Origin of the sequence: Sphingobium sp. 15-1 (assembly GCF_013375535.1) — a bacterium.
GTDB classification, from domain to species: domain Bacteria; phylum Pseudomonadota; class Alphaproteobacteria; order Sphingomonadales; family Sphingomonadaceae; genus Sphingobium; species Sphingobium aromaticivastans.
The window spans coordinates 3,134,263-3,147,993 of record NZ_JABXJG010000001.1 but is presented as its reverse complement, the minus strand read 5'-3'; the positions used below and the strand labels follow the sequence as shown (position 1 = coordinate 3,147,993).

Genomic DNA, 13,731 nt, shown 5'->3' with positions numbered 1-13,731 from the left:
AGTCTACTATGCCATTTCCTAGATGCGCACCGTGCTCCTGCGAAGGCAGGAGCCCAGTTCAGACGGTCCGATTATCCACCGAGGGCGGGACTGGGCTCCTGCCTTCGCAGGAGCACGGTGCGCTTAATGGCTACAAATGCCCAACCGCAACCAAAGCCTCAGACGCGCATCGGCATCAGCACATAAAGCGCCGGGCTGCGGTCATCCTCGCGGATCAGCGTCGGCGCGGCGGCGTCGGCCAGGTGGAGCTCGACCAGGTCGCTGTCGATCTGACCGAGAATGTCGAGCAGATAGCGCGCGTTGAAGCCGATATCGAAGCCCTCGCCCTGGAAAGCGCCCGGCACTTCCTCGGCCGCCGTGCCGTTTTCCGGGCTGGTGACGGAGAGCGTGATCTTGTCGCGGTCCAGCGTCATCTTGACGGCGCGGGTCTTTTCCGTCGCGATGGTGGCGACGCGGTCCACGCCTTCCTCGAAGCTGCGCGGATCGATCTTGAGCAGCTTGTCGTTCGCGGTCGGAATGACGCGGCTGTAATCCGGGAAGGTGCCGTCGATCAGCTTGCTGGTCAGGATCGCGCTGCCCAGGCCGAAGCGGATCTTGCTGGCGGAAAGCGAAATCTGCACCGAGCCTTCGACCTCGTCCAGCAGCTTGCGCAGTTCCCCGATGCACTTCCTTGGCACGATGATGCCCGGCATGCCGTCGGCGCCGTCCGGACGCGGCACGGTGACGCGGGCGAGGCGGTGGCCGTCGGTGGCGGCGGCCTTCAGCACCGGCTGGCCATCGTCGGAGACATGGAAATAAATGCCGTTCAGATAATAGCGCGTCTCTTCGGTCGAGATGGCGAAGCGCGTCTTGTCGATGATCTGCTTCAGCGTCTCGGCCGGCAGCTCGAAGCTGGTCGGCAGGTCGCCTTCCGCGATCACCGGGAAGTCGTCGCGCGGCAGGGTCGACAGGTTGAAGCGGGCGCGGCCGGCCTGGATCAGCATCTTGCCCTCGGCCGCGTGGAGCGACACCTGGCTGCCTTCGGGCAGCTTGCGGGCGATGTCGAACAGGGTGTGGGCGCTGATCGTGGTCGCGCCGGGCTGTTCCACCTGGGCGGAAACGCTTTCGACGATCTGGAGGTCGAGGTCGGTCGCCATCAGCTTGATCGCACCGTCGGCCGACGCTTCGATCAGCACGTTGGACAGGATCGGAATCGTGTTGCGCCGCTCGACCACCGACTGGACGTGGCTGAGGCTCTTGAGCAGCGTTGCGCGTTCGATAGTGGCCTTCATGTCCCTGTTCTGTCCGTTTCTTTTCTTGCGAAAGCCCGGAGACGGTCGAATCCGGGCGACAATGATGGATGATCCTTCATAGCCGCTGTTGCGGCCCCTGCAAGCGCTGGGTGGCGCTTTGTTACGGCGAGGGTTGCAAAAAGGAACAGCTTGCGCTTTGCCGGGGTTGTGAAAGCGTTACGGTCCTTCGCCCTTCCCCTGATGATGATCGCCACCGCCGCGCAGGCGCGGGACTCGCTGGGCATGTTCGAGGCGTGGGGGGCGTTTCGCGATCCTGCCCCTTCCCAAACCAATGGTCCGCGCTGCTATGCCATCGCCATGCCCGTGGCGGCGAAGGCGGAGGGCTTTGCCGCGGTCGGAAGCTGGCCGCGCCAGAAGGTGCGCGGGCAGGTGCATTTCCGGTTGAGCCGGATGCGGGCGGATGAGGCTGCGGTGATCCTGAATGTGGGGGATCGGCGCTTCACGCTGGTGGCTGGGCAGGTCGACGCCTGGGCGCCCGATGCGCGGACCGATGCGGCGATCATCGCGGCGATGCGCTCCGCGACCAGCATGAGCGTGCAGACGCGGGATGCGCGGGGTCGGGGTTTTGCGGACACCTATGCGCTGCGCGGGGCGGCTACGGCGATCGATGCCGCGGCGCTGGGGTGCGCGCGATTGCGGTGATGTTTGATACGACGTGTTCCTGCGAAGGCAGGAACCCAGTTCAGAGGGCGGGACTGGGTTCCTGCCTTCGCAGGAACACGTGATACCAAATCCACAGCGACTTGCGCCTCAGAATCGCGCCGCTTTAAAATTCCCCAAAAATCCGCTATGGGCGCGGCCATGCAGACAGCCGCCAACCCCTTGATGCCGATTCCCGGCGCTATCGATCCTGTGCCCGTGCCCCGCGCCGTGACGCCTCGTGAAGACGGGCGCGTCGACCTGATGGGGCTGTCGCGGCCGCAGATCAAGGGCGCGCTGGAGGAAGCAGGGCTCGACGCCAAGCAGGCGAAGCTGCGTTCCAAGCAGCTTTTCCACTGGCTCTATCATCGCGGCGAGACTGATTTCGACGCCATGACCGACCTTGCCAAGCCGATGCGCGGCTGGATGGCGGAGCGCTTCGTCGTGGGCCGCCCGGAAGTGGTGGAGGCGCAGGTATCAAGCGACGGCACGCGCAAATGGCTGCTGCGCTCCGACGACGGGCAGGATTATGAGATGGTGTTCATCCCGGACGCGGACCGGGGGACGCTATGCGTGTCGAGTCAGGTCGGGTGCACACTCAACTGCCGTTTCTGCCATACCGGAACCATGCGGCTGGTGCGCAATCTGACGCCGGGCGAGATCGTCGGTCAGGTCATGCTGGCGCGTGATGCTTTGGGCGAGTGGCCCAAGGGCAGCATGGCGTCGGCCAATGACGATGAGACGGATGACGCATCGCAGTACACGACCGACGGGCGCATGCTGACCAATATCGTGATGATGGGCATGGGCGAGCCGCTCTATAATTTCGACCATGTCCGCGACGCGCTCAAGGTCGTGATGGACGGCGACGGCCTTGCGCTGTCCAAGCGGCGGATCACCCTGTCGACCTCCGGCGTGGTGCCGATGATGGCGCGGGCGGGGGACGAGATCGGCGTCAATCTCGCCGTGTCGCTGCATGCGGTGACCAAGGATGTGCGCGACGAGCTGGTGCCGCTGAACAAGAAATATGGCATTGAGGAGCTGTTGCAGGCCTGCGCCGATTATCCGGGCGCGAACAACGCCCGGCGCATCACCTTCGAATATGTCATGATCAAGGACAAGAATGACAGCGACGCGGATGCCCGCGAGCTGGTGCGGCTGATCCGCCAATATAAGCTGCCTGCCAAGGTCAATCTGATCCCGTTCAATCCCTGGCCGGGCACGGATTATGAATGTTCGACGCCGGAGCGGATTCGCGCCTTCAGCAATATCGTGTTCGAGGGCGGGATTTCCGCGCCGGTGCGCACGCCGCGTGGGCGGGACATCATGGCGGCCTGCGGGCAGCTCAAGTCCGCGAGCGAGAAGAAGAGCCGGGCGGAGCTGGACCGGCTGGCGGCGGAGAAGCAAGCCGCGCTCGGTTAGAGCGGGGACGATTTGGTGCGCCTTTGCGGCGCGAAATGGAAACCCCGCCCGGAACGGCGGGGTTTTTCTTGTGGGTTTCGTCCGGGCGGCATGAGAAGGGTGAATAGGAATGACGGACGAAGAGATTGAGCGGATCGCGACGGGCTTTTGCGCGCGGACTCTGCCCAAGGAGGAATGGACCCATATGGCCCATTTCTCAACGGCATTATGGCTGATGCTGCGGCGGCCCGATCTGACGCCGGAACGGGACATGCCGGGGATGATCGCCGCCTATAATGAGAGCGTCGGCGGCGTGAACGGCGACACGTCCGGCTATCATGAGACGATCACGCAGGCCTCGCTGAAGGCGGCGCGGGCGGTTCTGGCGGGATTGCCGGGAGGGGTTTCCCCGACGGACGCTTTTGCGGCGCTGATGGAATCTCCGATGGCCGACAAGGATTGGCTGTTCGCCTATTGGTCGCGGGAGCGGCTGATGTCCGTGGAGGCGCGCCGCCGCTGGGCGGAGCCGGATTTGAAGCCCCTGCCCTGGGCTTAGGATGTATCGACATTCAGCTTAAAAATATAAGCGACGTCATGCTGAACTTGTTTCAGCATCCATTTCTCCCCACGAGCCGTAGGTGTGTAGAGGCACAATGGATGCTGAAACAAGTTCAGCATGACGATTTGGAATGACGGTAGCGCCAATCGTGCGAGATAGCTGAATGTCGATACAGCCTTAGGGTTCGGACCGTTTCCGTGAAGCCTATCCTGCGACCCGCAGGGCGGCGTAAGCAACGCAGGAATCCGGTCGGAGGGCGGAACTGGGTCCTGCATTGGGCTACGCCCGCCTTCGGCCTGCAGGAACACGTCGCAAGTCATCGAAACACTATGAGCAAGCCATGGAAAAAGGGCGGCCCCAGCCGGGACCGCCCTTCCCCTGTTCTATCCGAGAGGGATTAGAAACGGAAGCCGATGCCGACGACGCCGGCGTCACGGCCGCCAATGCCGTCTTCATACTCGGTGCGCTGATATTCAGCCGAGATGTAGGTGTTGCCGGTCACGGCGAATTCCGCGCCGCCGCCATAGCGCACGCCTTCGAACGAAGCGCCGGCGTTGCTGTTCGACGCTTCGATGCGGGTGTTGGCATAGCCGACCTTGCCGAAGACCAGGACGCGCGGCGTCACGACATAGCCGAGACGGACCGAAGCGGCGAGATCACGGCTGATTTCCGTGCCGCCGGCGCCGATGGTGGTGTCGCTCAGCGACACTTCCGGGCCGAAGGTGACGCGCGGAGCGAGCGCGATGTCATAACCGGTCGACACGCCGTAGGCGAAGCCGTCTTCGCCGCCCAGCTTGTCATAGCCCAGCGTGACGCCAGCGCGCGGCCCGGTGAAGGGCGCAGCATCCTGAGCGAAAGCGGGAGCGGAAACGGCGGCAGCAGCAAGGGCTGCGAAAATCACAGTCTTCATAAAGTCCTCATATCATGAGAAACGCACAATCCCATGAACAGGACAGGCGTTTTCGTTCTTTTTACGGGATGGCGTTGCGCTTTTTATTTCATCGCCATTTGGAATACCGATTCTATTCGGCTTATCCTCCCGTCCTGCACGCAGCGATGTGTGTCGCTGACGGCGCGCATATGTAACCTTATTGTCATTGTTGCAAGTTGGATATGAACTTTACAAATGTATGATGCTTTTTCGCAACAGTCTGACTTTGCATGAGAAAGGGCGGCCCCGGCGGGACCGCCCCTTTCCGTCCGGAACGGATGCTTCGATCAGAAGCGGAAACCGACGCCGACCACGCCCGCGTCACGGCCACCGAAATTATCTTCATATTCGGTGCGCTGATATTCCGCCGAGATATAGGTGCGCGGCGTCACCGAATATTCCAGGCCCCCGCCATAGCGCACGCCTTCCAGCGTCTGGTGATCGCCGGGGATCTCGAAGCGGCTGTTGGCATAGCCGACCTTGCCGAATGCCAGCACCTGCGGCGTCACGACATAGCCCAGGCGCACCGAGGCGGCGAGATCGCGGCTGGCGTCGACGCCGCCGAACTTGGCGGTGGACTCGCTGAACGACACTTCCGGACCGAAGGTGATGCGCGGAGTGACGGCCAGGTCATAGCCGGTCGACACGCCGTAGCTGAAGCCATCGCTGCCCTGGACCTTGTCATAGCCCATGGTAATGCCGGCGCGTGGGCCAGTAAAAGGCACAGCATCCTGAGCAAAAGCAGGAACAGAAACGGTGGAAGCAGCAATAGCTGCGAGAATCGCAGTCTTCATGATATTCCTCATCAAATTATTCGATACCCTTAACCGGGCGGGACTCATCTATGGTCTCAATCAGTTTTTAAAAGGGACTGATCTGTAATATTTTTTGATCCCGACCCTCTTGAAATATCAGGGAACCGATCCATACAAACTTCAAAAGTCTGGACCTTTACTTGGTTCCAGGCAGGGCGCTTATGGACCTGGAAGCTGGCTCCCACATGAACGAAATCGGAAAACGGGTTCACTTGCGTAACATCATCCTTATTTTGACCCCGGTGGTGCAAAAGGGTAACAGTTGCCTATGGATAGCGCCCTGCCCAAGCGGAAAACGGTGCTGCGCCACCGCTTGCCGGTGCGGCTGTGGCACTGGCTGAACGCGCTGCTGCTTTATGTGCTGCTCACCAGCGGGCTTGGCATCTTCAACGCGCATCCCCGGCTCTATTGGGGCCAATATGGCGCGAATTTCGACCATCCCTGGCTGGTGCTGGGGCGGTTCGGTGGCTGGATCACCCTGCCCGCCCGCTATAATCTGGCGATGTCGCGGCACTGGCATCTGACCGCCGCACCGATCTTCGCCTTCGCGCTGCTCTTCTACATGCTCTGGAGCCTGTTCGGGCGGCATCTGGGCCGCGACCTCGCCTTTCGACGCGGGGAGCTGGCGCCGCGCCATGTCTGGCAGGACATCAGGGATCATGCGCGGCTGCGCTTTGCGACCGGGGAGGCGGCGCTGCGCTATAACGTCTTGCAGAAGGCGAGCTATATCGGCGTGATCTTCGTCGCGCTGCCGCTGATCATCCTGTCGGGGCTTACCATGTCGCCGGGCATGAACGCAGCCTGGCCCTGGCTGGTCGAGCTGTTCGGCGGGCGGCAGTCGGCGCGGTCGATCCACTTCAGCACCGCTTTCGCGCTGGTCGCCTTCTTCCTGGTGCATATGCTGATGGTGCTGCTGGCGGGGCCGGTGAACGAGGTCCGGTCGATGATCAGCGGACGCTACAGGGTGCCGGAGGCGCGGTCATGATCCTGAACCGCCGGACTCTGATGCTGGGCGCTGCGGCAACGCTGGCGGGCTGCGACCGGCTGGCGAAGAATGAGGCAGTGCGGGAAGCGCTCTTCTCCGCCGAGAATTTCCACCAATGGGCGCAGCGCAGCCTGATGGCCCGCGACGCGCTGGCCCATGAGTTCCGCCCGGACCAGATCTCCCCCTTCTTCCGGCCGAACGGCACCGCCAATCCCAACACGCCCGAATATAAGGCGCTGTGGCGCAGCGGCTTTGCCGACTGGCGGCTGCGGGTCGGCGGGCTGCTCGCCCGGCCCTTGGCGCTGTCGCTGGCCCAACTCCACGCCTTCCCCCATCGCGAGCAGATCACGCGGCACGACTGCGTCGAGGGGTGGAGCGCTATCGGCAAATGGCGCGGCGTGCCATTGAAGCATATTCTCGACGCGGCGCGATTACGGGATGGCGCCCGCTATATCGTCTTTCGCTGTGCCGACGATATGGGCGGCGGCCGTGGCTATTATGAAAGCATCGACCTGATGGACGCTTTCCACCCGCAGACGATCCTCGCTTTCGCGCTCAACGACCAGCCCCTGCGGGTGGCGAACGGCGCGCCGCTGAGACTCCGGGTGGAGCGGCAATTGGGCTACAAGCAGGCGAAATATTTGATGCAGATTGAGGCGGTTGCGTCGCTGGACGGCATAGGCGGGGGCAAGGGCGGCTTCTGGGAGGATCATGCCGGCTATGACTGGTATGCCGGCATTTGACGCGGACAGAACGACCTGACAGGGTAGCCCCATGAAATTATTCGATCGGGTCATCAAGCGGCTTGTCACGCGCGGCCAGCTCAGCATCTATTATCATGACGGCAGGAAGATCACGGTGGGCACGCCCGAACCGGGTTTCCCGTCGCTGGCGCTGAAATTCCACGATGCGCGGGTACCGTTCGACATCATCAAGGACCCGCGTCTGGGCATGGCGGAAGCCTTCATCGACGGGCGCGTCGCCATCGAGGGCGGCGGGATCATGGAGCTGATCTCGCTCATCCGCATGAACAATGCCTGGGAAACGGGCAAGTCGATCAGTGACCTGGGCTCGTTGAAGCGCGGCTTCAAGACGATCCGGCGCAAGCTATGGGCCGCCAATCACCGCGCCCGGTCCAAGGCCAATGTCGCCCATCATTATGATCTTTCGGGCGCGCTCTACGCCCTCTTCCTCGACCGCGACCGGCAATATAGCTGCGCCTATTTCCCCGATGCCGTCAATGAGACGGGCATCAGCCTGGAACAGGCGCAGGAGGACAAGAAGGCGCATATCGCCGCCAAGCTGCACCTGAAACCCGGCATGAAGGTGCTGGACATCGGCTGCGGCTGGGGCGGCATGGCGCTCTATCTGCACCGCACCTGCGGCGTCGACGTGACCGGCATCACCCTGTCGGAAGAACAGCTCAAGGTCGCGCGGCAGCGGGCGCAGGATGCGGGCGTGGCCGATCATGTGCGTTTCGAACTGATCGACTATCGCGACATGGACGGGCCGTTCGACCGCATCGTGTCGGTCGGCATGTTCGAACATGTCGGGACCAAGGATTACCGCACCTTCTACAACAAGTGCCGCGAGCTTCTGACGCCGGACGGGGTGATGCTGATCCACACCATCGGGCGGGTCGACGGGCCGGGCATCACCGACGCCTTCACCCAGAAATATATCTTCCCCGGCGGCTATATCCCCGCCCTGTCGGAGATGATTCAGGGCAGCGAGGGCACGCGGCTGATGGTCACGGATGTCGAGGTGCTGCGCATCCATTACGGCCTCACCATCCGCGAATGGTACAAGCGGACGCTGGCGCACAAGGCGGACATCGTCGCGCTGTATGACGAGCGGTTCTTCCGCCTGTGGACCTTCTATCTGGCGGGCGCGGCGACTGTGTTCGAACATGGTGGCATGGTGAATTACCAGGTCCAATATGTCCGCGACCGCCGTTCGCTGCCGATCACCCGCGACTATATGCTGGAGGCGGAAAGCGCCCTGCGCGGCCGCTGATTCATCCCTGAACGCAGGCTTACGACGCCGTTCCCTGACGGTTCAGTCAAGCGGGTGTATCTTTCCCTTCATGGCCCCGGCGACGGGCGCATGTTGAGGAGAGACGGACATGAATATCTTGTGGAAGGGCGCGGCGGCCCTGGGCTTGGCGATCACCGCCATGGGTGTGAGCGCAGCCCCTGCACAGGCGCAATATTATGGCGGCTATGATTATGGCTATCGCGACGGTTATCGGGGCGACCGCTATGATGACAGGCGTTGGGATGACCGACGTTGGGACGATAGGCGCTGGGATGGGCGGCGCGACTGGCGGGACGGCGATCGCCGCTATTGGCGGGGCGACCGGCGCTCCTGGCGCGGCCATTACCGCCAGCGCTGCTGGACCGAGTGGCGGTACAATCACTATCGCGACCGGCGCGTGAAGGTGCGGGTCTGCAACTGAGCTGATATTTGGCCAATTTCAGACCGCCAAATCCTCCCTGCGCGAAGCGTGGGGAGGGTCGAAGAGAGTCACGTGCCTCTCTTCGACATGCGAAGCATGGTGGAGGGGAAGCTACGCAGGTCGTGCTATTTTCCCCTCCACCAGCCTGCGGCTGGTCCCCCCCCCATCTCTCGATGGGGAGGATTAGGAATGTCTGCCATCCACCCATTCCACATCGACCACCAATTGCGCCCCGCACCCGCTTGCGGCATCCTGATCCGCATGACCGATCCCATGCCCGTCATTCAGAGCCTGCTGTCCGGCCTGCCCATCTTCCTGCTGCATCTGGCGTCCGCGACGCTGGCCTGGCTGGCGGCGCTGGCGCTCTATATGTGGATTACGCCGCATGACGAGTTCGCGCTCATCCGCGCAGGCAATGAGGCGGCGGCGATCTCGCTCGGCGGCGCGGCGATCGGGCTGGCGGTGCCGTTGGGCTTCTGCCTCGCGGGATCGGTCAATGTCTGGGACATCATGATCTGGGGCAGCGTGACGCTGATCCTGCAACTCATCGCCTTTCGCGTGGTCGATTTCCTGCTGGGTTCGCTGCCGACCCGGATCGAGGCGGACGAGCGTTCCGCCGCCACCTTCCTGGCCATGATGAAGGTCGCGATCGCCTGCCTCACCGCCGGCGCGGTCGCGGGTTGAGCCGTGGCGGGCCGGCGCTTCGGCTGTCTGCCGGGCCTGCTCGGCATCATCCTTGCGCTGCTGTGGATCAGCGAGGTCACCAAGCCGACGCCGCTGCAGGTCGAGGCTTTCGACCCGCGCTCGCCCCGCCGCCCGATGCCGCAATGGAGCGATGAAAGCTTCGTGATCGAGGAACGGGCCGAAGCGCCCGCCGACAGCATGGGGACGACCTTCGCCATCGATCGCGGCGGCGCGTGGCTGACCGCGGAACATGTCACCCATAGCTGCACCCGCGTCGGCATAGAGCAGGGCGGCTTCGCCCGGCCCGTGTCGCGGCTGGTGGAAAGCCGGGAAGCCGACGCCGCGCTGGTGCATGGCGGGGTGGCGAGCGACCATGCCCTGCCCTTGTCGGACCGGATGCCGCCGCCCGGATCGGTCGGCTATCATATGGGTTTTCCAGGCGGACAGCCGACTTTGGTCATATCCGAGCTGATCGGCGCCGCCCGCGCCCGGCGCGGTACGGGGGAGGAGACCCAGCCCGTGCTCGCCTGGGCCGAACATGGGCGCATCCCGATGGGCGACGGCACGCTGTCGGGCATCAGCGGCGGGCCGGTCTTTGCCGAGGACGGCCATGTCGTCGGCGTCAACAGCGCCGCCACCGACCGGCGCGGGCGGATATTGACCACAGCGCCCGACGCAATGATGCGGCTGGTCGTCGCCAGCCGGGCGGTGGGCGACCGGCCCGTCGCCTATCCCTTTCTGGACATGGCCGACGCGCAGGCGCGCTTCGAATCCTGGCTGGCGCAGGGGGTGATCCGGCGCATCTTCTGCGATGTCGACGATGGACCGGGACGGTTGACGGCAGGGCGGCCGAAAGGCTAGGTCGCGCGCCAGACCTTGGCTTTTCGTGATTTCCAAGTCGTGAAATGTACCATTTCACTCGAAATCACTAGTTTGACAGGATTTGGACCATCATGAGCGACACGCCCCCCGACCGCCTTTCCACCAACCCGAAAAGCCCCTTTTTCGACATCGACGTGCTTCAGCGCGGCATCGGCATCAAGTTCAAGGACCGTGTCCGCAATGATGTCGAGGAATATAGCATCTCCGAAGGCTGGATTCGCGTCGCGGCGGGCAAGACCCGCGACCGGCATGGCCAGCCGCTGACGATCAAGCTGTCGGGGCCAGTCGAAGCCTGGTTCGAGAATCCGGCTGAAGGCGCTGAAGAAGCGGCGGACAAGACGGAATAGGTTTTCACACCGTCATGCTGAACTTGTTTCAGCATCCATTTCTCCCCAAAAGCGAAGGCGCGTGGGGCGTGATGGATGCTGAAACAAGTTCAGCATGACGTGTGGAGAGGGTGCTTTAACGCAACGCCGCGTCGCGCTTCACGTCCGCGATGATGTCGCGCAGCGAACGGGCCGAAGGCGTCGCATCGGCATAACGAATGGCCCGCATGTCCAAGACCAGGCGCGGCCGGCTGGAAACCCTACGCGGCGGAGCGGTTTCTTCCTCCGGATCGTCCTTCGCGATCGTCAGGCTCGCGAAACGCATGCTGTCGCCCAACGCCGGGTCGGGCCGGAATTCGCGCAATTGCGGCTTGTCGGGATAGATGAAACCAAAGGTCGGATTGCTGCGCGCACCCATCTGGTTGGTCGGGCTGTGCCAAACGCGCACCTCGCTCCAGTCGCCTTCCTCCGATACGTCGATCGCCAACACATCTTCCTCGATCGCGCCAGGCACCGACCAGTTGGCATGCCGGATCAGCACGCGCCGGTCGTCCAGCACCTTGCTGACCACGGCGACATGGCCCAATACCATCGGCCCCATGGGACGAAAGGCCAGCACCGCGCCCTTGCGGGGCATATGGCCGCGCTTATAGTGATTTTCCGCCTGGTCCCACCAGGTCAACGCGTCGCCATAAATCTGCACGCCGGACACGATGCGCGCATAGGGCACGCATTGCAGCACCGTCGCGCCCAGCACAGGCGTCGTCGTCAGACTGGCCAGCAGCAAGGCCGCCCAGCGCATCATTCCCAATTTCATGCGACCCCAGTCCCAGAATCGCCCCACCGCCGATCAGACTAGGCGGCAGCCCTTAGGAACTGGTTAAAATGTCAGAAAGCACCACGGGCAGAGTCGCTGCCGGTGGTTGCGCGGTCGGCCATGGCGATCTGCACGGGAGCTTCGCTCGCCTTGCCAGCATAAATAAAGCCCTTGGCGGGATTGGGACGCAGGCCCAGACCCCCGGTCGGGCCGTACCACACCCGCACGTCGGTCCAGTCATTATTGGGCGACACGTCGACGGCGCGGACATTGCGCTCGATCCCGCCGCGATAGGACCAGTTGGCGTGGGTCAGCAGCACTTCGCGATCGCTGATCACCTTGCTGACCATGGCGACATGACCGACCGGCATGGAGCGGCTGGCGGCGAAGGCAAGGACGGCGCCGACGCGCGGCTCATGGCCACGATCATAGCGGCCCTCGGCCTGGCCCCACCAGGTGTTGGCGTTGCCGTACAGCTCGATACCGGAAACCTGGCGAGCGAAGGGCGCGCACTGGAGCGTGCCCGCAGCGGCCGGGGTCGTGATCAGGGCGCCAAGTGCGAGCGTTACCGCTGCGACAAAAGCGCGAAAACCAACGATCATGGAAATGCGACCCCCGACTTCTTTTGAACGACTTAACCCCGTGAGGCTTCTTAGGGCAGACGCCGGACGCGTTGAAAAGCCGCCAGCGACGAGTCGTTGTTGCGGCGCGTCAATCTGCGGAACGAAAGACGTGGCCCGCCGTTACGCCAAACCGGCTCGCGACCGGCAATTCATTGAAAAGACTGTCTTCCGTCCCCGTCATCCAGACCTGACCGCCGGTTTCGCGCAGGCGGTCGAACAGCGCAGCCCGTCGCGACGGGTCGAGATGCGCCGCCACTTCGTCGAGCAGCAGCACCGGCGGCTGGCCGCGATGAACCGTGACCAGCGCCGCATGGGCCAGCAGGATCGAGAGCAGCAACGCCTTCTGCTCCCCGGTCGAGCAGAGCGCAGCGGCCTGGGCCTTGGCGGCATGGGTGACGGCCAGATCCTGCCGATGCGGACCGGACAAGGTGCGCCCGGCGGCGGCATCGCGACGGCGTTCGCGGGCTAGGCGGGGGGCGAGCGGTTCATCGCTCTCCCCCTCGATCGCCAGCAGCGGGCGGGCGAAGGGTTGGTCGGGCTGATCCTCCAGCGCAGCGCTCAGGCGTGCGACCAGATCGGCGCGGGCGGCGGCAAGGGCCACGCCATGCTCGTCCATTTGCGCTTCGAGCGCGCTCAACCAGCTTGGATCGGCACTGTGCAGATCGCCCAGCAGCCGGTTGCGGGCGCGCATCGCGGCTTCATAACGAGCGCTGTGCACGGCATGGCCGGGATGAAGGGCCAAGGTCAGTCGATCGAGAAAGCGCCGCCGTCCGCCGGGGCTGTCCATGAACAGCCGGTCCATGGCAGGCGTGAGCCAGACGATGGACAGATGATCCGCCAGCGCATTGGCGGAGGAGGAGACGCCGCCGATCCGCACCTGCCGCCGGTCCGGGGCGGAGGCGAGCACGCCGGTCCCCAGCATCACGCCGTCCACTTCCGCCGCTATGCCGAAGCCGCCCGCGCCGTCCTGCCGCACCATGTCGCGCAGGGCCGCGCCGCGCAGGCCCCGGCCGGGGGCCAGCATCGACACGGCTTCCAATATATTGGTCTTGCCCGCGCCATTGTCGCCGGTCAGCACGACGAAGCTGTGATCGGGCACGATCAGCGCATCCGCATGGTTGCGGAAATCGCTCAAGGTAAGACGGCCGATCATGAGGTGGCTCTAGCCAGTGCGGGGCCTTTGGGGAAGCGTTTCGCGATTTCCGAGCAATGGACGTGTTCCTGCGACCCGAAGGGCGGCGTAAGCCAACGCAGGAACCCAGTTCGGACGGCGGGACTGGGCTCCTGCCTCCGCAGGAGCACAATGTGCGTGGAGGCTC

The 13,731-nt window shown here is 63.8% G+C and carries 16 protein-coding genes; 10 read left to right on the top strand and 6 right to left on the bottom strand.

Annotation, left to right across the window (positions count from 1 at the left end):
- Window positions 1–158: 158 nt before the first annotated feature.
- A complete protein-coding gene (gene dnaN, locus HUK72_RS15045; protein ID WP_020819146.1) occupies window positions 159–1,271 on the bottom strand; it encodes a DNA polymerase III subunit beta in 1,113 nt (370 codons plus the stop codon).
- A gap of 201 nt (window positions 1,272–1,472) precedes the next feature.
- Here dnaN and HUK72_RS15040 point away from each other — a divergent pair, with 201 nt between their 5' ends.
- The 3 genes from HUK72_RS15040 to HUK72_RS15030 all read left to right on the top strand — a co-directional run bounded on the left by HUK72_RS15040 (window position 1,473) and on the right by HUK72_RS15030 (window position 3,888).
- Complete coding sequence (locus HUK72_RS15040; protein ID WP_176597876.1) at window positions 1,473–1,934, top strand: hypothetical protein; 462 nt, start codon at window positions 1,473–1,475, stop codon at window positions 1,932–1,934.
- Between the two features lie 159 nt (window positions 1,935–2,093).
- On the top strand, window positions 2,094–3,353 hold the full coding sequence (rlmN, locus tag HUK72_RS15035; protein WP_176597442.1) for a 23S rRNA (adenine(2503)-C(2))-methyltransferase RlmN: 1,260 nt from the start codon (window positions 2,094–2,096) through the stop codon (window positions 3,351–3,353).
- Window positions 3,354–3,462: 109 nt separating this feature from the next.
- Window positions 3,463–3,888: a hypothetical protein gene (locus tag HUK72_RS15030; RefSeq protein ID WP_176597441.1), complete on the top strand. Its 426-nt coding sequence runs from the start codon at window positions 3,463–3,465 to the stop codon at window positions 3,886–3,888.
- Between the two features lie 400 nt (window positions 3,889–4,288).
- Here the strand turns inward: HUK72_RS15030 and HUK72_RS15025 are convergent, their stop codons facing one another.
- Window positions 4,289–4,801 (bottom strand): outer membrane protein, encoded by a 513-nt coding sequence (locus HUK72_RS15025; RefSeq protein WP_176597440.1) that lies wholly within the window; start codon window positions 4,799–4,801, stop codon window positions 4,289–4,291.
- Window positions 4,802–5,109: 308 nt separating this feature from the next.
- A complete protein-coding gene (locus HUK72_RS15020) occupies window positions 5,110–5,616 on the bottom strand; it encodes a porin family protein (protein ID WP_176597439.1) in 507 nt (168 codons plus the stop codon).
- Window positions 5,617–5,905: 289 nt separating this feature from the next.
- Here HUK72_RS15020 and HUK72_RS15015 point away from each other — a divergent pair, with 289 nt between their 5' ends.
- From HUK72_RS15015 to HUK72_RS14985, 7 genes are all read left to right on the top strand, one after another.
- Complete coding sequence (locus HUK72_RS15015) at window positions 5,906–6,622, top strand: cytochrome b/b6 domain-containing protein (RefSeq protein ID WP_176597438.1); 717 nt, start codon at window positions 5,906–5,908, stop codon at window positions 6,620–6,622.
- Window positions 6,619–7,365 carry a molybdopterin-dependent oxidoreductase gene (locus tag HUK72_RS15010; protein WP_176597437.1) on the top strand — a complete coding sequence of 249 codons (747 nt, stop codon included), beginning with the start codon at window positions 6,619–6,621 and terminating at the stop codon, window positions 7,363–7,365. Before HUK72_RS15015 ends, HUK72_RS15010 begins: the two co-directional genes overlap by 4 nt.
- Before the next feature lie 31 nt (window positions 7,366–7,396).
- Window positions 7,397–8,638, top strand: a complete 1,242-nt coding sequence (locus HUK72_RS15005; RefSeq protein WP_176597436.1) for a cyclopropane-fatty-acyl-phospholipid synthase family protein — start codon at window positions 7,397–7,399, stop codon at window positions 8,636–8,638.
- A gap of 109 nt (window positions 8,639–8,747) precedes the next feature.
- Window positions 8,748–9,080 carry a hypothetical protein gene (locus HUK72_RS15000; RefSeq protein WP_176597435.1) on the top strand — a complete coding sequence of 111 codons (333 nt, stop codon included), beginning with the start codon at window positions 8,748–8,750 and terminating at the stop codon, window positions 9,078–9,080.
- Window positions 9,081–9,341: 261 nt separating this feature from the next.
- Complete coding sequence (locus HUK72_RS14995) at window positions 9,342–9,764, top strand: DUF350 domain-containing protein (RefSeq protein ID WP_176597875.1); 423 nt, start codon at window positions 9,342–9,344, stop codon at window positions 9,762–9,764.
- 3 nt (window positions 9,765–9,767) lie between these two features.
- On the top strand, window positions 9,768–10,625 hold the full coding sequence (locus tag HUK72_RS14990; RefSeq protein ID WP_176597434.1) for a serine protease: 858 nt from the start codon (window positions 9,768–9,770) through the stop codon (window positions 10,623–10,625).
- Between the two features lie 92 nt (window positions 10,626–10,717).
- Complete coding sequence (locus tag HUK72_RS14985; RefSeq protein WP_176597433.1) at window positions 10,718–10,993, top strand: DUF3297 family protein; 276 nt, start codon at window positions 10,718–10,720, stop codon at window positions 10,991–10,993.
- 115 nt (window positions 10,994–11,108) lie between these two features.
- On the opposite strand, the gene HUK72_RS14980 is transcribed toward HUK72_RS14985, so the two are convergent.
- The 3 genes from HUK72_RS14980 to recF form a co-directional block, all read right to left on the bottom strand.
- Complete coding sequence (locus HUK72_RS14980; RefSeq protein WP_176597432.1) at window positions 11,109–11,777, bottom strand: CHAP domain-containing protein; 669 nt, start codon at window positions 11,775–11,777, stop codon at window positions 11,109–11,111.
- A gap of 83 nt (window positions 11,778–11,860) precedes the next feature.
- Entirely contained in the window at window positions 11,861–12,391 is a 531-nt protein-coding gene (locus HUK72_RS14975; protein ID WP_176597431.1) for a CHAP domain-containing protein, read from the bottom strand.
- 109 nt (window positions 12,392–12,500) lie between these two features.
- Entirely contained in the window at window positions 12,501–13,565 is a 1,065-nt protein-coding gene (gene recF, locus HUK72_RS14970) for a DNA replication/repair protein RecF (RefSeq protein ID WP_176597430.1), read from the bottom strand.
- Window positions 13,566–13,731 lie beyond the last annotated feature (166 nt).